This window comes from Nocardia niigatensis NBRC 100131 (assembly GCF_000308655.1).
GTDB classification, from domain to species: Bacteria; Actinomycetota; Actinomycetes; order Mycobacteriales; family Mycobacteriaceae; genus Nocardia; species Nocardia niigatensis.
Map to the genome: position 1 here is coordinate 19,019 of NZ_BAGC01000063.1, position 16,542 is coordinate 35,560.

The 16,542-nt window shown below is 68.4% G+C and carries 15 protein-coding genes; 8 read left to right on the forward strand and 7 right to left on the reverse strand.

Going from position 1 to position 16,542, the window contains the following annotated elements; genetic code table 11:
- Nucleotides 1–44: 44 nt before the first annotated feature.
- Entirely contained in the window at nt 45–2,318 is a 2,274-nt protein-coding gene (locus ON33_RS28630; protein WP_040862229.1) for an AAA family ATPase, read from the forward strand.
- 149 nt (nt 2,319–2,467) lie between these two features.
- Complete coding sequence (locus tag ON33_RS28635; protein WP_040862230.1) at nt 2,468–3,820, forward strand: hypothetical protein; 1,353 nt, start codon at nt 2,468–2,470, stop codon at nt 3,818–3,820.
- Between the two features lie 30 nt (nt 3,821–3,850).
- On the opposite strand, the gene ON33_RS28640 is transcribed toward ON33_RS28635, so the two are convergent.
- The 5 genes from ON33_RS28640 to napA form a co-directional block, all read right to left on the reverse strand.
- Nucleotides 3,851–5,215 carry a phosphatase PAP2 family protein gene (locus ON33_RS28640; RefSeq protein ID WP_040862231.1) on the reverse strand — a complete coding sequence of 455 codons (1,365 nt, stop codon included), beginning with the start codon at nt 5,213–5,215 and terminating at the stop codon, nt 3,851–3,853.
- A gap of 184 nt (nt 5,216–5,399) precedes the next feature.
- Nucleotides 5,400–6,548 (reverse strand): glutamate--cysteine ligase, encoded by a 1,149-nt coding sequence (locus tag ON33_RS28645; RefSeq protein WP_040862232.1) that lies wholly within the window; start codon nt 6,546–6,548, stop codon nt 5,400–5,402.
- 18 nt (nt 6,549–6,566) lie between these two features.
- Entirely contained in the window at nt 6,567–7,235 is a 669-nt protein-coding gene (sodC, locus tag ON33_RS28650; protein ID WP_040862233.1) for a superoxide dismutase[Cu-Zn], read from the reverse strand.
- 175 nt (nt 7,236–7,410) lie between these two features.
- Entirely contained in the window at nt 7,411–7,977 is a 567-nt protein-coding gene (locus ON33_RS28655; protein ID WP_040862234.1) for a LytR C-terminal domain-containing protein, read from the reverse strand.
- A 91-nt stretch (nt 7,978–8,068) separates the two neighbouring features.
- Nucleotides 8,069–8,386, reverse strand: coding sequence for a nucleoid-associated protein NapA (napA, locus tag ON33_RS28660; RefSeq protein WP_040862235.1), 318 nt, complete (start codon nt 8,384–8,386; stop codon nt 8,069–8,071).
- Nucleotides 8,387–8,580: 194 nt separating this feature from the next.
- On the opposite strand from napA, the gene ON33_RS28665 reads away from it, so the two are divergent.
- From ON33_RS28665 to ON33_RS28675, 3 genes are read left to right on the forward strand one after another with little or no spacing between them, the layout of a single operon-like run.
- Complete coding sequence (locus ON33_RS28665; RefSeq protein WP_040862236.1) at nt 8,581–9,204, forward strand: peptide deformylase; 624 nt, start codon at nt 8,581–8,583, stop codon at nt 9,202–9,204.
- A 6-nt stretch (nt 9,205–9,210) separates the two neighbouring features.
- Nucleotides 9,211–10,161 (forward strand): N-acetylglutamate synthase, CG3035 family, encoded by a 951-nt coding sequence (locus ON33_RS28670; RefSeq protein ID WP_051152969.1) that lies wholly within the window; start codon nt 9,211–9,213, stop codon nt 10,159–10,161.
- 51 nt (nt 10,162–10,212) lie between these two features.
- Nucleotides 10,213–11,028 (forward strand): exodeoxyribonuclease III, encoded by an 816-nt coding sequence (locus ON33_RS28675; RefSeq protein WP_040862237.1) that lies wholly within the window; start codon nt 10,213–10,215, stop codon nt 11,026–11,028.
- Here ON33_RS28675 and ON33_RS28680 read toward each other — a convergent pair.
- The gene (locus tag ON33_RS28680) at nt 11,025–11,663 is read right to left on the reverse strand and encodes a hypothetical protein (RefSeq protein WP_040862269.1); all 639 of its coding nucleotides are present in this window, start codon (nt 11,661–11,663) and stop codon (nt 11,025–11,027) included. The two genes, ON33_RS28675 and ON33_RS28680, sit on opposite strands and share 4 nt — an antisense overlap.
- Before the next feature lie 461 nt (nt 11,664–12,124).
- Between ON33_RS28680 and ON33_RS28685 the strand changes: the two genes are divergently transcribed.
- The gene (locus ON33_RS28685) at nt 12,125–12,325 is read left to right on the forward strand and encodes a hypothetical protein (protein WP_040862238.1); all 201 of its coding nucleotides are present in this window, start codon (nt 12,125–12,127) and stop codon (nt 12,323–12,325) included.
- Nucleotides 12,326–12,434: 109 nt separating this feature from the next.
- On the opposite strand, the gene ON33_RS28690 is transcribed toward ON33_RS28685, so the two are convergent.
- Nucleotides 12,435–14,261 carry an acyl-CoA dehydrogenase gene (locus tag ON33_RS28690; protein WP_040862239.1) on the reverse strand — a complete coding sequence of 609 codons (1,827 nt, stop codon included), beginning with the start codon at nt 14,259–14,261 and terminating at the stop codon, nt 12,435–12,437.
- 331 nt (nt 14,262–14,592) lie between these two features.
- Between ON33_RS28690 and ON33_RS28695 the strand changes: the two genes are divergently transcribed.
- Both ON33_RS28695 and ON33_RS28700 read left to right on the forward strand, forming a co-directional pair.
- Nucleotides 14,593–15,219: a TetR/AcrR family transcriptional regulator gene (locus tag ON33_RS28695; protein WP_040862240.1), complete on the forward strand. Its 627-nt coding sequence runs from the start codon at nt 14,593–14,595 to the stop codon at nt 15,217–15,219.
- 90 nt (nt 15,220–15,309) lie between these two features.
- A complete protein-coding gene (locus tag ON33_RS28700; RefSeq protein WP_040862241.1) occupies nt 15,310–16,515 on the forward strand; it encodes a homogentisate 1,2-dioxygenase in 1,206 nt (401 codons plus the stop codon).
- Nucleotides 16,516–16,542 lie beyond the last annotated feature (27 nt).

Sequence of the window (16,542 nt, forward strand, 5' to 3'; positions counted from 1 at the left end):
CGGCGGTGACGTCGGTGAACGGTTCGCCCGGGCAGAATTGACAGGTGCCGGAAATCAAGCTGATTGCGCGCCGGAACTCCTCGGGTGGCGACGCCCGCTGGGGCTTGGTGCGATTGCACCCCGAAGTTCTGATGGCGCTGGGGCTGAACGCCGGCCAGGGTGTCACGCTGACCGGCGGGCGGCACACCACCGCGGTGGTCGGGGCGTTCAAGCCGACGCAGGGTTTCGGCACCGGCGTCGCGCTGCTCGACGAGGTGACGCTGTCGAACGCCAAGGTGCGCGAGGGCGGTGACATCACCATCGCGCCCGCGGCCGAAGCCGATGCCCGCCGGGTCTCGGTGACCGGATCGTCGCTGGCCTCGGCCGCCATTCCGGAGTCGACGCTGCGGCAGGCGCTGCTGGGAAAGATCGTCACCATCGGCGACACCGTGACCCTGCTGCCCCGCGATCTGCTGCCGAGCGACAATCCGGCCGCCGCCCGAAAGGCGCTGCAGGGCTTGGGCATCGCCTGGACCACGGAGGTCTTGAAGGTCGCGGCCACCGATCCGCCCTCCGGACCGGTGACCATCCGGCCGAGTACCGCGGTGACGATGGGGATGCTCATCGGCGCCACCGATACGCCGCACGGAATGCTCGACGACGACACACCGCTGAGGTCCCCGGCCATCGCGGCGCCGGAGCGGCCGTCCTCGGCCGCGCCCACCTCGATGGTGGCGGTGGCGGATCTGGCCGGGGTCCAGGCTCAGGCCGCCAAGCTCAAGGAATGGCTGAGTCTGTCGCTGGACCAGCCCGAGCTGTTGAAGGCGCTGGGCGCCGGCTCACATCTGGGCGTGCTGATCACGGGCCCGGCGGGTGTCGGCAAGGCGACGCTGGCGCGCGCGGTGGTGGGCTCGCGCCGGCTGGTGGAACTCGACGGCCCATCGGTGGGCGCGACCGACAGCCCCGATCGATTGTGCATGGTCGGGAACACGATGAAGGAGATCGGTTCGGGCGCAGGCGGAGTGCTGCTGATCACCGATATCGATGCGCTGCTGCCGGCCGAGCCCGAGCCGGTGGCCACGATGATCCTGGATCAGATCCGCCGCGCGGTGGCGCTGCCCGCGGTCGCGGTGCTGGCGACCACGTCGAATCCGGTCCGTTTGGACCCGCGGCTGCACAGTCCCGATCTTTTCGACCGCCAGGTGTCGCTGCCGCTGCCCACGGCGGGGGTGCGGGCCGCGCTGCTGGAGCAGTTGTTGCGCAGGACCCCCACCGAGAGACTGCAGCTGGACGAGATCGCCTCGCGGACACCCGGATTCGTGGTGTCGGACCTGGCGGCGCTGGTGCGCGAGGCGGCGTTGCGGGCGGCGGCCCGCGCCGGCCGGGAGCAGCACGACAGCGGTCAGGACGTGAGCCCGGTGTTGCTGCAGGAGGATCTGGCCGGCGCGCTGGAGGTGATTCGGCCGTTGTCGCGGTCCGGATCCGAGGAGTTGGTCATCGGGAATCTGAGTCTCGACGATGTCGGCGACATGGCCGAGACCAAGCAGGCCCTCACCGAGGCGGTGCTGTGGCCGCTCGAGCATCCGGATTCGTTCGAGCGGCTGGGTATCGAACCGCCGCGCGGGGTGTTGCTGTACGGGCCGCCGGGGTGCGGCAAGACCTTCCTGGTGCGCGCGCTGGCGGGATCGGGTCAGCTGAGCGTGCACGCGGTGAAGGGCGCGGAGCTGATGGACAAGTGGGTCGGCTCGTCGGAGCGGGCGGTGCGCGAGTTGTTCCAGCGCGCACGGGATTCCGCGCCCTCGCTGATCTTCCTGGACGAGGTGGACGCGCTGGCGCCCCGGCGCGGGCAGTCCAGCGATTCGGGCGTCTCGGATCGGGTGGTCGCCGCGTTGCTGACGGAGCTGGAGGGCATCGAGCCGCTGCGGGATGTGGTGGTGATCGGTGCGACCAACCGGCCGGAACTCATCGATCCGGCGCTGACCAGGCCAGGGCGGCTGGAGCGACTGGTGTTCGTGCCGCCGCCGGATGCCGACGCCCGCGCCGAGATCCTGCGCACCTCGGCCCGCTCGGTTCCGCTGGCCACGGATGTCAATATGAAGCTGCTGGCCCGCGATCTGGACGGCTATTCGGCCGCCGACTGCGCGGCGCTGCTGCGCGAGGCGGCGCTGGCCGCCATGCGGCGCGATGTCGAGGCCGGGGAGGTGACGGCCGCGGATGTGGCCGCGGCCCGCAAGGCCGTGCGGCCGTCGCTGGATCCGGGCCAGGTGGAGACCCTGCGGAAGTATGCCGCCCAGCGCGAGTCGCCGACGCCGCCCGGGGACCCGTCCGGCTACGTCTGAGGACCGCCGCCGGGCGATAAGAGACCGATTAGTCTGTTGCACTGCCGGTTTCGCGGCGCGTTCGCCAGGACTGCCGGTCGCACGCCGAATCCATACAAAATAGGCGAGTCGTACCAATCGGTCCGCCTATCGCCGGTAATTTTGCGCTGGTGAGGTCGTATCAGGTAGCCGGGGAGACGATCACGGCGCTGGTCGCAGCCACGGTTGCCGGCCTGGCGCTGGCCCTGCCCATCGACTTCGGCTGGACCTCACGGTCCGCGGCGCTGCAGCTGGATCTGCTGGCCTACAGCCTGCCCCGCGCCGTTTCGGCGGGCGCGCTGATCGCCATGATCGCGGCGGTCCTCATCACCACGCTGGGAAGCCCCACCGCGGCGTGGGCGACCGCGCTGTGCGGACTGCTGGCGCTGCTCGCCAATCACGTGTTCGGCCATGCCACCACCGCGAATTCGTCGCTGTCCACCCTGAACTTCATCGATTCGCTCGCGGGCGGAATCGTGCTGGGCGCGCTGGGGGCGGCGGTGCTGCACCGTAGGCTGCCCGCCTTCGCCTGGACTCTGGGCATTCTGCTCAGCCTGCTGCTGGGCTCGGTGAATCCGGTGCCGCGGGTGGGCGGCGGTATCGACACGACGTCGGGCGATCACTGGCACCCCACCGATCTGCCGCCGCTGTGGATGATCGTGCTGTCGGTGATCCTGACCGGCTTCGGTTTCCTCACCAATCGCAAGCGGCCGACGGCGCAACGGCTCTCGGCGGATCTGCCGCTGGCCCCGATCCTGGCGGGCGTGGTGCTGGTGCTGGTGACGCTGGCCAGCGCGGAATGGCTGGCCCGGCACGGTGACAGCAAGGCGGGCATCAGTCTCGCCGTGGTGACGGCGGTGGGAACCGCGATCATCGCGGCTATGCTGCTGCCGGGCCGGGACGGTGAGATCGTGCTGCTGGCGGTGGGCCTGGGCGCGGTCGGCGCGGCGACCATCGCGGCCGAGATGCCGGCCTGGTCGATCCCGGTGCTGGCGTTGGCCTCGGCCCTGGGCATGTGGGCGGGCAGCAGACGCGGCGCACCGATCGCCGCACTGGTGGCCGGCATAGTGCTCGGGGTGTTCACCGCCTGCACGTCCGATTCGAATGGGGCGTGGCTGGTCGTGGGCAGCGCGGCGGTAGAGTCCTGGATCCTCGGTTACGCGCTGCTGTCGACCCGGCCACGCTACGTGCCGAGCCGGGTGCTGGGCACGATGGTCCTGTTCGTCCCGTCGGCGGTGCTGGGCATGCGCGATTACGTGGCGCGCGGCAACTACGCCGACGCCATGGAGTCGACCGACCACGCGCTGACGTGCTCGGTGGATTCCGGGGGCGCGTCGGCCCCGGGCTGGACGTCGGTGATGGTGGCCGGTGGCTGCCTGGCCGGGATCTATCTATTGCGGCGCAGTCGCAAGCCGGTTCCGGCGACCATCGACGAAACACCCGATTCGCCGGAATCTTGGAATGGCACGGTTACCTCCGACTGAACCCGCGAAAGCGCCGGGCCCGGCGACCGGTCAGGCGCGCACCGCGGATTCGAGAGCGGCGGGGGCCTCGGTCACGGCGTCGCCGAACCAGGAGCGATAGAAGGCCGTCACATACCCCGCCAGCAGGCCCAGCACGACGATGCCGGCGGGCACCGGGTGCTCGGCAAAGCCGGTCGACAGGTACCGGTAGGACAGCAGCAGCCCGGCGAAGAGCGCCGCCCCGGTGGACACCAGCTGCATGCGGGTGCGGTCCCAGCCGCGTTCCGGTGCGCGCAGCGCGGATTCGATGGTCAGGCACAGCACCGCACCCGCGACCAGATCAGCGCCGTAGTGGTAGCCGAAGCCGAGGGTGGCCGCCAGGGTGGCGAGGAGCCAGAAGGTCCCGCCCCAGCGCAGCCAGACGGGAGCGGGCGCACCGGTGAAGGGGTCGCGGCGGGAGTGGATGAAGATCGACAGCGCCCACGCGGTGTGCAGCGACGGCATGCAGTTGCGGGGCGTGTAGTGGTCGAAGGCGATCGAGCCGGGCGCGAGGTCCACCGGCGGCACGAAATTCGGCCAGTACGCGCCCAGGGAGAAGGCGTGCCCGTCGGCGCCGAACGCGAACATCGGCCCGGCGACGGGGAACGCGACGTAGAAGAGCGGCCCGATCAGGCCGAGCACCAGGAAGGTGCGCACCAGGTAGTGCCGCGGCCACTCCCCTGTCTGCACCACATTGCGCAGCTGCCAGATGGTCACGATCATCGCGCCGACGGGCAGTTCGATGTAGACCCAGTGCAGGACGGCGGAAGCGATGGGGTGCAGCCAGTTCAGCAGCTGGCCCATCATCCAGGACGGGTCGCCGAGGGCGTGGTCCACCAGCACGACGTGTTCGTCGAGTACCCGGGGCCCGGCCAGCACGGTGATGCCGAGCCAGACGTCGGCGACCTTGCTGGACAGCACCAGCAGAATGCCGAGCGCCGCGGCGTGCAGCGCATTACGGCGGTCCTTGCCCTCCCACTTCCAGAGCGCGAGCCCGATGATGGCGAGCAGGACGAGCACGGGACCGTTGCCCATGGCGAGCGGTCCGCCGGACAACGTCCGAACCGCTTGGTACGCAAGGTCGAGGCCGAGTGCCGCACCGACCGCGATGAACCGCCGTTGCCAGCTCAGTCCGATGAGCGCGAGCCCGAGTCCGGCCCACGGCACGGTGAAGGATTTGGCGTCACCCGCGAAGTCGGCCCAGATGCTCTCGAGCGGACCGGTGAAATGGTGGTGCGATGCGACGATCTGCAGGACGATGAGCAGCGCCGCACCGATGGACAGCGCGGCGGTCACACCGGCGCGCGGCGACGGCATCCGCAACCCGTATCGGCGTGCCCCGCCGCCGATTCGGGAGTACGGATCGTCGAGCAGCATCCAGCCATAGTAAACGCCGCATGAACGCCAGCTCGGTGAGTAGTTGAACGCCGCCCATCTCCGCAGATGAACAGGCCCCGGTCAGCACGGCATCGCTGCTGGCCACGCGTACACCGTACGGTTCCGGTCGTAATCGAAATCACAGCCGCGCAAGACTGTTCGCGACTGCCGGGCGAGGCGCCCGTCAGTATTCGAGTTCGTGGACCAGGGAATCGACGACCGCGACCAGATCGCCATGCGTGGCCGCGGCCACCCGGCGCTGGCGCTGATAGGACGCGCCCTTCTTCGGGATGTCGGCGACCATGGCGAGCTCGTTCTCGCAGCCGAGGCTCTTGGCGGTCGGTTCCAGCCGGTTGAGCATTTCCATCAGGTCGTCGGTGACCAGCCGCTCATTGCTGTCGGCATCGGTGATGACGATGGCGTCGAGCCCGTATCGCGCTGCGCGCCACTTGTTTTCCTGCACATGCCAGGGCGGCAGGATGGCCGGCATGGTCTCGCCGGATTCCACCCGGCGGTCGAGATCCACCACCAGGCAGTGGATCAGCGCCACGATGGCGGCCAGTTCGGCCTTGGTGGGGGTGCCGTCGCAGACGCGGACCTCGATGGTGCCCCACTTGGGCGCGGGCCGGATGTCCCAGTGCATGCCACCGAGTTGTTCGATCACACCGGTTTTCATCTGGTCGTGCACGAAACCCTCGAACTGGTCCCAGTTCTCGAACTGGAAGGGCAGTCCGGCGGTGGGCAGCTGCTGGAACATGAGCGCCCGGTTGCTGGCGTATCCGGTGTCGACGCCTGCCCACATGGGTGAGGAGGCGGACAGCGCCAGCAGATGCGGATAGGACCGCAGCAGGCCGTTGAGGATGGGGAAGACCTTGTCCGGGTGGGAGACTCCGACGTGCACGTGCACGCCCCAGATGAGCATCTGGCGGCCCCACCACTGGGTGCGCGCGATGAGTTCGTCGTAATGCGCACTGCGCGTGAGCTGTTGGGTGGACCACTGCGCGAAGGGATGGGTGCCGGCGCAGAAGAGGTCGACGCCGACCTGGTCCGCGGCGCGGCGCACGGTGTCCTGGGTGGCGCGCAGTTCGTCGACCACCTCGCTCACGGTGTCGTGCTTGCCGGAGACGAGTTCGACGGTGTTCTTCAGCAGTTCCTTGGTGATCTGCGGGGTGCCGTCCCAGGCGCGCAGATCACCGCAGGCTTCGAAAACCGCTGCGGCGGTGTTGGACAGATCGCGCGTGCGCTTGTCGACGAGCGCGATCTCCCATTCCACGCCGAGCGTGGGCCGGGGCGATGAATTGAAGTGGACCTTCGTTCTGCCTGCCCCGGCCATTGCTCACCTCGAGAGAGTTCAGGCGACGACGCCGCAGGCGACCCTCGCACCCGCGTCGCCGGTCGCTAGGGTGTCCGCATCCGGTGCGGGCGCGTACCGGGTGGGAATGTTGCCGAAGTTGTCGGCACCGGCGTGGATGATCAGGGCCTTGCCCTTGAGTTCGTCCAGGGTGACGGAGTCGGTGGTGGTGACCAGCTTGCCGGTGCCGTCCTTGAGCACCTGCAGCGAGGTCAGGTCACCGCTGGAGGGGTGTGCGTTCGGCTCGCCGACCTGCAGGTGGCCGCCGGCCGAGAGGAAGTCGCCGGGGGCGCCACCGGCGGGCGGCGCGGAATTGGCCTCGCACTTGCCGACGCTGTGGAAGTGCAGGCCGTGGAAGCCGGGCTTGAGGCCGTGCGCTTCGACGGTGACCTCGAGATGGTTGCCGACCTTGGCGATGGTGGCGGTTCCGACAGTGCCGCCGCTGGGATCCTTCAGCGTGACGCTGGAGGAGTCTTCGGGGGCGTTGCCGCCCTCGGTGTTGTGGGCGCTGCCCGCGGGCGCGGGCGAGCTGGTGAACACCGGCGGGGTCGTCCCCTTGACGTCGCTCGATTCCTGGCTGTTGGAGCAGGCGGTGAGTCCCAGAGCCGCGACCGCGAGCACCGGAGCAACAGTCCACCAGGACGGGCGACGAGTTGAGGACGAGGCCATCGGGGAACTCCTTTACGAGTCCGAGTTTATCGGGAAAGCAGGGCGGACATAGTTCGTACCGGACAAGATGATGCCAGAGCCGTGCGTCTGTTCCGTGGAGGGGCCGCGCGGTTTCTTTCGAGCGGCGCCTCGATGCCGTGCCAGCTGCGATTATGGCGCCTGGACCACCAGCTGTTCAGTTGCCGGTGACGATGACGATGACGCCCGTGGGCGAGTCGGAGATGCCGGGGAATCGGGGTTCGGCCGCGCAGCCCAGTTCGGCGGCGATGGCCTGGGCCAGCGCCTGTTCCTTGGGCGAACTGCCGTAGTACACGGTCGTTTTCGGGATGACGCCGTTCGGGTAGTTGCCCACCTCGGTCACGTTGAAACCGTCGGAGGTGAGCTGGTCACCGGTCTTCTTGGCCAGGCCGGCCACGGTGCCGTTGTTGTAAACCCGTACGGGAACGGTCTTGTCGACGCCCGCGGCCGCGGTGGTGGTAGTGGGCGCGGGCGGGGTGGTCGTGGCCGGCGCCGCGGTGGTGGTCGGCACGACCGCCGAGGCGGTGGTGGCCTGGGCCGAATTCTGCTGTGCCGCAGTGGTGGTGGACGCGGCGGTACTTGTCGAGTCGGCGCTGCTGCTCGACGAGTCCGAACTCGACAGCGACATCGCGCCCAGCCCGGCGAACACGATGGCCAGCGCGATCAGGACCATCGCCAGGGCCCGCAGCGGCGGACCGCCGGCCGACGAATTCGGGTTGCTCACGGCGTCGAGCCTAATGGGTGAAGGGGCGCCCGCGCGGGATCAAGCGCGGACGCACGCGACGGTGGGAGCTGCCTCACCTTCCGGATGCGGGTCACACCTGGAAACCGAGACGACGTGCTGCCCTGGTCTTCTGGCGGCTGGCGCGCAGCCGGCGCAGGCGCTTGACCAGCATCGGGTCGGCGGCGAGCGCCTCCGGCTTGTCGACGACCGCGTTCAGGACCTGGTAATAGCGGGTGGGCGAGAGGTCGAAGAGCTCACGGATGGCCTCCTCTTTCGCACCGGCGTACTTCCACCACTTGCGCTCGAAGTCGAGAATGTCGACCTCGCGGCGGGAAAGCCCGTGTGTGCCATCCTCGTCGGAAGGGCCGTCCTCGCTTGCGGGAATGTCGCGTGCCGCTGCGCTGTCCATAGTGCTCCCTCGCCGAGTGGTCACCAGACGAATATGGTGCTTGTGGTCGCCGCTCATTCAACCACGCGCGAGACCGCTCCCGATGCGTACCGTTCGGCGTGTTCTGTGCCGAAGCCCACGGCGTGTCGCCGGGCGCCGGCCCCCGCCCACGGGCACCGTGAGCAGCCCGGTAATCACCCAGTAGGCTGCTCAGCATGGCTATTCTCCCGATTCGCATTGTCGGCGACCCGGTTCTGCACCGCGCGACCACTCCGGTCACGCAGTCCCCGGAGGAGCTGGCCGAGCTGATCGCGGACATGTACGAGACCATGGACGCCGCCAACGGCGTGGGCCTGGCCGCCAACCAGGTCATCATCAAGGACGAGGACGAGGCGTCGCCGCGCCTGTTCGTCTACGACTGCCCCGACGACACCGCGGACGGCAAGATGGCCCGCCGCCGCGGCTGCGTCGTGAATCCGGTGCTGCAGACCTCCGAGATCCCGGAGTCCATGCCGGATCCCGATGACGACGAGGAGGGCTGCCTGTCGGTTCCCGGCGAGCAGTTCCCCACCGGCCGCGCCGACTGGGCGAAGGTCACCGGCACCGACGAGCACGGGGCGCCGGTCGAGCTCGAGGGCCACGGCTTCTTCGCTCGCATGCTGCAGCACGAGACCGGGCACCTGGACGGGTTCCTGTACGTCGACGTGCTGATGGGCCGCAATGCCCGAGCCGCCAAGAAGTCGATCAAGCGAAACGGCTGGGGCAAGCCGGGTTTGAGCTGGGTTCCGGGCACCGTGCCGGATCCCTTCGGACACGACGACGACGATCTCGACGACTGATCGGGTATGACCGATTCCGAGCTCCCGCCGATCGGTAAGCGGGTGGTGGTTCGCTACCGCCTGCCGGCGGGCTATCCGCAACCGCTGACGGATGTGATCGGCGAACTCACCGCCACCGATCCGCTGACCGTGCGCACCGCCGACGGCCAGGTGGTCTCCATCGCCCGGGATCAAGTGGTGGCCTGGAAACCGCTGGGGCCCAGGCCCATTCGGACCAGCGAGATCCGTTCCCTGGAGGCGGCCGCGGCCGACGGCTGGCCGGGCATGCACCGGTCCTGGATCGGCGGCTGGCTGTTGCGCGCCGGGGACGGGTACACCAATCGCGCGAATTCCGCGGTGCCGCTGGGCGGTACGGACGGACCCGCGCTGATGGACACCGAAACCCTGCACCGGATCGGCGAGTGGTACGCCGCGCACGGGCTGCCCGCGCAGTTCCAGTTGCCCGACCGGCTGGCCACCGCGCCCGCGGGCTGGCGCAGCTGGAACGAGACCCGGGTGCTGGCCGTCGACATCGAGACCATGGCGCTGCCGTCCGGACCGCCGATGGTCCGCTTCACCCAGGATCCGGACGGGGCGTGGCTGTCCATGCACCGGCATCGCGGCGGGGACGCCGAACTCGGGTCGACCCCGGTGGTGGATGTGCTCACGGCGGTGCGCGACGGCGAGGTCGCATTCGCGACACTGGGTTTGCCGACCCCGCTGGCCATCGGCCGGATCGCGGTCACCACGGCCCCGGACGGCCGCCGCTGGGCGGGCCTGACCTGCGTGGCGGTGGCGGCCGGGCATCGGCGGCACGGGCTCGGCGCGCTGGTGTGCGCGGAGATAATCCGCTGGGGGCAGTCGCACGGGGCCACGCACGCCTATGTACAGGTGTCTGCCGACAATGACGCCGCCTTGGCGTTGTATCAGGAGATGGGGTTCGTCGAGCACCACGGCTACCGGTACGCCGCGCCCTGATCGCGCGCCATCCATATTCGAGAGACACTGGTTCGGAAAGGTTCACCGCTCGTGCGCATCGCTACCTGGAACGTGAATTCGATTCGCACCCGGCAGGATCGGGTGCTGGCGTGGCTGGACCGCGCCGATATCGACGTGCTCGCCATGCAGGAAACCAAGTGCAAGGACGAGCAGTTCCCGTTCGAGGCCTTCGAGGCGGCCGGTTACGAGGTCGCGCACGTCGGCCACAACCAGTGGAACGGCGTGGCCATCGCCTCCCGGGTCGGGATCGCGGATGTCGAGATCGGCTTCCCGGATCAGCCCGGATTCGACAAGGACGCCGGGGAGTCGCTACTGAGCGCGCCGGTGGTGGAGGCGCGCGCGATCGGCGTGACCTGCGGCGGGGTCCGGGTGTGGAGCCTGTACGTGCCCAATGGCCGCGCGCTGGACGATCCGCACTACGCCTACAAGCTGGAATGGCTTGCGGCGCTGCGCGGTGCGGGCAGCAAGTGGCTGTCGGAGGATCCGGACGCACAGATCGCGCTGGTGGGCGACTGGAATATCGCGCCGACCGATCTGGATGTCTGGTCACCGGAGTTCTTCGAGGGCAAGACGCACGTGTCCGAGCCGGAACGCGACGCCTTCGACGCCTTCGGCGAGGCCGGTTTCACCGACGTGATGCGGCCCTTCCACCCGGGCCCCGGCGTCTACACCTACTGGGATTACACGCAGCTGCGCTTCCCCCGGAAGGAGGGCATGCGCATCGATTTCATCCTGGGCTCGCCCGCGCTGTCGGCCCGTGTCATCGAGGCGAACGTGGACCGCGAGGAGCGAAAGGGCAAGGGCGCCAGTGATCATGCGCCCGTGGTGGCCGAGCTCGCCGGCTAGACGGGCCGGGTCTTGATGGCGTCGCGGGAGATGAAGACGTCGTAGGCGCCCGCGGTGGCGATGACCGCGTTGCCGTAGGCCGAGCGCACGAAAGGCTGTGTGTACCAGGACCGATTCTTCATGTCCTGGAAGAAGTCGGCGTCGCCGCCATTGAGGAAGATCTGGTTCTGTTTGGTGGCGATGCCGTCCAGGCGCTGGCCGTAGAGCCGGGTCACCTTGTATCCGGAGTGGAAGCCGAGGGCGTTCACCCACGATTCGAGCTCCACGATATTGGCCTGCAGCACCCACATGTCGCCTTCGACCTGGTAGGTCTGGTGCTGGTCGCCGTGCCCCGAGTCGCCGTAGAGGGTGAGTTCCACCGTCATCATGTGCTCCTGCCCCGCAACGGGTTTGGCTTCGATGTGCGCCGCCTTCACTTCCCCGGTGAGCCCGAGGAAGGTCTGCAGCAGCGTGGTGATCCAGAGGATGACGACGGCGACGAGGACCAGCCCGGCCGCTCCCGCGCCCCGGCCGGCCAGCGCCCGCCAGCCGACTTTGCGCGCCTTCGATACGGCTGTGACCAGCAATCCGATCGCCGCGATGCCGAGCACCAGCAGCAGAATCTGGATCCAGCCGAAGGTAACCGGGTAGACCATGCCGTAGTTGTACCCGCTGGGAACGACACGCACCGCGGGTCATAGCTCGAATGTGCGTGTCGGAGAGCCCGTTTCCCGAACCGGGTGGATCGTAGGAGTCTGCGGTGCCGATCCACCCGGCCGTCGAGCGACTTCCGCGCATGGCGCACCGCCCGGGGTTGGCGAAGCAGTGCACCGGATTCCGGGGCCGAGACCATTCCCCCGGAGAGCAATCCGAATCAGGAGTGCGGCGAAGTAACCAATCCCGAGCAACGCCGCATTTCCCCACTGTGTTCACCCATCGTGAACAGTACTGTGATCTGGCGCTGGAGCGGCACGGATCCTGCGCCGATGGCACAAACCGAGAGTGCTCGCGGCACAGAAAGTCACAGATATCCCCAAAGTAGCTACACAGTCGACTATCTCGTGCAGAATGCCGGTCAGAACCGGCTCCGGCCGGTCGCGGACATCGAAGGGGCGAGATGAACAATCCGACAGGCTCGACTACGCACCGGCTGCTCGCCGAGATCCTCACGCGCTACGGCACCATCGATGCCTTCTGCGCTCGCCTGCACGCCGCCCTGGACGCGCCGACGGACGTGTTTCCCGCCGCGACGGAGAGCGGTGGGCGGCACCGCCTCGGGGAGCCCGTCGGCGGGGGCGCAGCGCGGTGCGCTGCCTGACTGATTCCGGTTGCCCGCGGTCGACATCACCGTGACCGCCGCTGCCCCCACCCGTCGACAGGACCGGCCCCGCACCGGAAGGTGCGGGGCCGGTTCGTGTTCCGACGGATCAGAAGGCCGCTTCGTCCAGCTTCATGATGTCGTTGTCGAGGTTCTCGACGACCGAGCGGACGCCGCTGAGGAGGGGCAGCTTGTTCTTGGCGAACCAGGAGGCGACAGCGACCTTGCCGGTGTAGAAGGACTTGTCCTTCTCGTCGGCTCCGCGGTCCAGCGCGGCCTGCGCGATGGCGGCCTGCTCGAGCAGTCGCCACGCGATGACGAGATCGCCCACGGCGTACAGGAATCGGACCGAACCGAGGCCGACCTTGTAGAGCTCGTCGATCTCCTGCTGGGAGGCCATCAGGAAGCCGGTGAGGGTGGCCGCCATGGCCTGCACGTCGGCCAGCGCCGCGCCGAGCAGTCCGCGCTCGATCTTGAACTGGTCCGGGCCGCCGTCGACGAGCTGCTGGATCAGGCCCGCGACGTGCGCGAGCGCCACGCCCTTGTCGCGAATGATCTTGCGGAAGAAGAAGTCCTGCGCCTGGATGGCGGTGGTGCCCTCGTACAGCGAATCGATCTTGCAGTCGCGGATGTACTGCTCGATCGGGTAGTCCTGCAGGTAGCCGGAGCCGCCCAGCGTCTGCAGCGATTCGGTCAGCGACTCGTAGGCGCGGTCGGAGCCGCAGCCCTTGACGATCGGCAGCAGCAGGTCGTTGACCCGCTCGGCCAGCTCGGCGTCGACGCCGTAATTGGCCTGCGCCACATCGGCGTTCTGGTACGAGGCGCAGTACATGTAGAGCGCCCGCAGGCCCTCGGCGTAGCTCTTCTGCACGGCCAGCGAGCGGCGCACGTCCGGGTGGTGGGTGATGGTGACGCGCGGCGCGGCCTTGTCGGTCATCTGGGTCAGGTCGGCGCCCTGCACGCGCTGCTTGGCGTACTCGAGGGCGTTCAGGTAGCCGGTGGACAGCGCGCCGGCAGCCTTGGTGCCCACCATCATTCGCGCGTTCTCGATGACCTTGAACATCTGCGCGATGCCGTTGTGCACCCCGCCGACCAGGTAGCCCACGGCCGGGATGTCGCCGCCGAAGGTGATCTCACAGGTGGGCGAGGACTTGATGCCCATCTTGTGCTCGACGCCGGTGACCAGCGCGCCGTTCTTGGCGCCGAGTTCCATTGTCTCGGTGTCGAACAGGAAGCGCGGCACCACGAACAGCGACAGACCCTTGGTGCCGGGGCCGGCGCCCTCCGGGCGGGCCAGCACCAGGTGGAAGATATTGGCGGCGGTGTCGCCCACGTCGCCGCCGGAGATGAAGCGCTTCACGCCCTCGATGTGCCAGGTGCCGTCGGGCTGCTCGATGGCCTTGGTGCGGCCCATGCCGACATCCGAGCCGGCGTCGGGCTCGGTGAGCACCATGGTGCCGCCCCAGCGGTTCTCCCACGCGTGGGTGGCCCAGCGCTGCTGCTGCTCGGTGCCCTCGTTGAAGAGCACCTTGTGCATGAGCGGGCCCATGTTGAAGAAGGAGGCCGAGTTGTTCGCGGCCACCAGCATTTCCTGGATGCTCCAGATGAGCGCGTTCGGCGCGGGCACGCCGCCCATCTCCTCGTTCATGCCCAGGCCCGAGTATCCGGCCTCGTTGACCGCGGCCACGGTCTTCTTCAGCGATTCGGGCACGGTGATGGTGTGCTGATCCGGGAGGAACTCGACCGGGTTGCGGTCGGCGTCGGCGAACGACTCGGCGATCGGCCCTTCCGCCAGGCGCTTGGCCTCGGCGAGCATTTCCCGCGCGGTGTCGCTGTCGAGGTCGCCGTAGGCGCCCTGGTCCAGCAGTTCCCCGATGCCCAGAACTTCGAACAAGTTGAACTCGATGTCTCGTAGGTTCGCCTTGTAGTGGGACACGGAAGGGCCTCCTCGGCTGAGTGTGAACTGGTCGAGCGATAGCGATATCTGATCGAAGATCTCGAAGATCAAGGCGAGGTTGCCGTACGCCCGTCCTGTTACGCAAGCGTAGGTACGCCTCTTTACCCGAAAAGGCTCATCCGACCGGGTCGGATCCCGAAAAGTTAACCCCGCCGTTATGCACCGGACCGGGAGCCGCCGCCGAACCAGCTCCTTGGCCTGCGCCGGAGTAACCGTCACCCGGATTCGCGGTAACCCCGGCTCGCATGTGCTCGTGACCGGCCGCAACCTGCCATTCCCTACCCTCGGGCCGCTGCTATCGTCGGTGCGCATGGGCACCGATTCGGCGATACGACCACGCCAGCGCGCGCGGCATCTGGGTCCCGAACGCCGCCGCCCGCAGGTGCTCGACACCGCGCTCGAGATCGCCGTCGCCGACGGCATCGCGGCGGTGACCATCGCCGCCGTGGCCGACCGTATGAAGGTCACCCGCCCGGTCGTCTACGCCTGCTTCGCCGATCGGGTGGAACTCCTCGAAGCGCTCATCCGGCGCGAGGAGGACTACCTCATCCAGGGCGTGCTGGACACGCTGCCGCGCCGCCGGGTCGAAGCCGACGAGGCGGTCTTCGTGGCGGGCTTCCGCGCTCTGCTGCACACCGTCGCCCAGCGGCCCGACACCTGGCGCCTGCTGTACGGCAATCCCGATCCGGCCGTGGCGGATTCGTTCGGCAAGGGCCGGCTGCTGGCCGTCGAGCGCTGCACCCGCCGGCTGCGCCCGACCCTGAAGGCCTGGGGCACCGCGCATGCCGAACACAAGCTGCCGGCCCTGGTCGAACTGTGGGTGTCGGCAGGCGAGGGCGCGGTGCGCACGCTGCTCACCGATCCGGGCGAATGGACCCCGGACACGCTGGGCGAATTCGTCGGCGCGGCGGTGTATCGGGCGCTGCGCCACGCCTGACCGGCCCGGCGCCACGCCCGGGAATCCGGGGTTCTCCCGTTATCCGATGGCTACGATGGGAAAGGGACCATCGGTCAGCGGGAGGCCGCCATGACGTTCTATCGGCAGGTTGGTTCGGTGCCGCCCAAGCGGCATACGCAGCATCGGGATGAGCAGGGCCGGCTCTATTACGAAGAGCTGATGGGAGAAGAGGGCTTCTCCGGCGATTCCTCGCTGCTGTATCACCGGGGATTGCCTCCGGCCATTGTGGATTCGTCGGTGTGGGTGCTGCCCGAACAGCGTCTGTACCCGAATCACCCACTGCGGCACCGGCATCTGAAGCTGCACGAACTGTTCCTCGGCGACAAGCCGGCCGACAGCGATGTGGTGACCGGGCGGCGGCTGCTGCTGGGCAATACCGATGTGCGCATCTCCTATGTGGCGGCGCTGCGGGAATCGGCGCTGTACCGCAATGCCATCGGTGATGAGCTGGTCTATATCGAATCCGGGTCGGGGCGGGTGGAAACCGTCTTCGGGACGCTGCCGGTGCGGCAGGGACATCAGGTGCTGCTGCCGCGCTCCACCACTCACCGCTGGATTCCGGACGGACCGGAACCGTTGCGCGCCTACGTCATCGAGGGCTCCGGGCACATCACCCCGCCGAAGCGGTATCTCTCGAAATACGGCCATTTCCTGGAGAACTCGCCCTACTGCGAACGGGATCTGCACGGGCCTACCGAGTTGACGCAGGGCGACGGCGAGAATGTGGAGGTGCTGGTCAAGCATCGTCCCGCCGGTGAGATCGTCGGCACCAGCATGGTTTACGCCACCCACCCCTTCGACGTGGTGGGCTGGGACGGCTGCCTGTATCCGTTCACCTTCGATATCGCCGACTTCGAACCGATCACCGGGCGCGTGCATCAACCGCCGCCGGTGCATCAGGCCTTCGCGGGGCAGAACTTCGTGATCTGCGATTTCGTGCCGCGCAAGGTGGACTACCACCCGCTGTCGATTCCGGTGCCCTACTACCACTCGAATGTCGACTCCGACGAGATCCTCTTCTACTGCGGCGGAGACTACGAGGCGCGCAAGGGATCCGGGATCGGGCAGGGCTCGGTGTCGGTGCATCCGGGCGGGTACGCGCACGGGCCGCAGCCGGGAGCCTACGAGCGCAGTATCGGCATCGATTTCTTCGACGAGCTGGCGGTCATGGTGGACACCTTCCACCCGTTGCAGCTGGGCGAGGGCGCGCTGGCGTGCGAGGACGACCGGTATGCCTGGACCTGGTCGGGACGGGGGCCGTCCGAGTGGATCTGAGTCCGGGTGGCGTGACGGTGCAGGGGT

What these genes read in the sequence shown, in the direction of transcription:
- ON33_RS28640 (WP_040862231.1), bottom strand. Translation starts at nt 5,215, where the DNA reads ATGCTGCTCGACGATCCGTACTCCCGAATCGGCGGCGGGGCACGCCGA.
- ON33_RS28645 (WP_040862232.1), bottom strand. Translation starts at nt 6,548, where the DNA reads ATGGCCGGGGCAGGCAGAACGAAGGTCCACTTCAATTCATCGCCCCGG.
- sodC (WP_040862233.1), bottom strand. Translation starts at nt 7,235, where the DNA reads ATGGCCTCGTCCTCAACTCGTCGCCCGTCCTGGTGGACTGTTGCTCCG.
- napA (WP_040862235.1), bottom strand. Translation starts at nt 8,386, where the DNA reads ATGGACAGCGCAGCGGCACGCGACATTCCCGCAAGCGAGGACGGCCCT.
- ON33_RS28665 (WP_040862236.1), top strand. Translation starts at nt 8,581, where the DNA reads ATGGCTATTCTCCCGATTCGCATTGTCGGCGACCCGGTTCTGCACCGC.
- ON33_RS28670 (WP_051152969.1), top strand. Translation starts at nt 9,211, where the DNA reads ATGACCGATTCCGAGCTCCCGCCGATCGGTAAGCGGGTGGTGGTTCGC.
- ON33_RS28680 (WP_040862269.1), bottom strand. Translation starts at nt 11,663, where the DNA reads ATGGTCTACCCGGTTACCTTCGGCTGGATCCAGATTCTGCTGCTGGTG.
- ON33_RS28685 (WP_040862238.1), top strand. Translation starts at nt 12,125, where the DNA reads ATGAACAATCCGACAGGCTCGACTACGCACCGGCTGCTCGCCGAGATC.
- ON33_RS28695 (WP_040862240.1), top strand. Translation starts at nt 14,593, where the DNA reads ATGGGCACCGATTCGGCGATACGACCACGCCAGCGCGCGCGGCATCTG.
- ON33_RS28700 (WP_040862241.1), top strand. Translation starts at nt 15,310, where the DNA reads ATGACGTTCTATCGGCAGGTTGGTTCGGTGCCGCCCAAGCGGCATACG.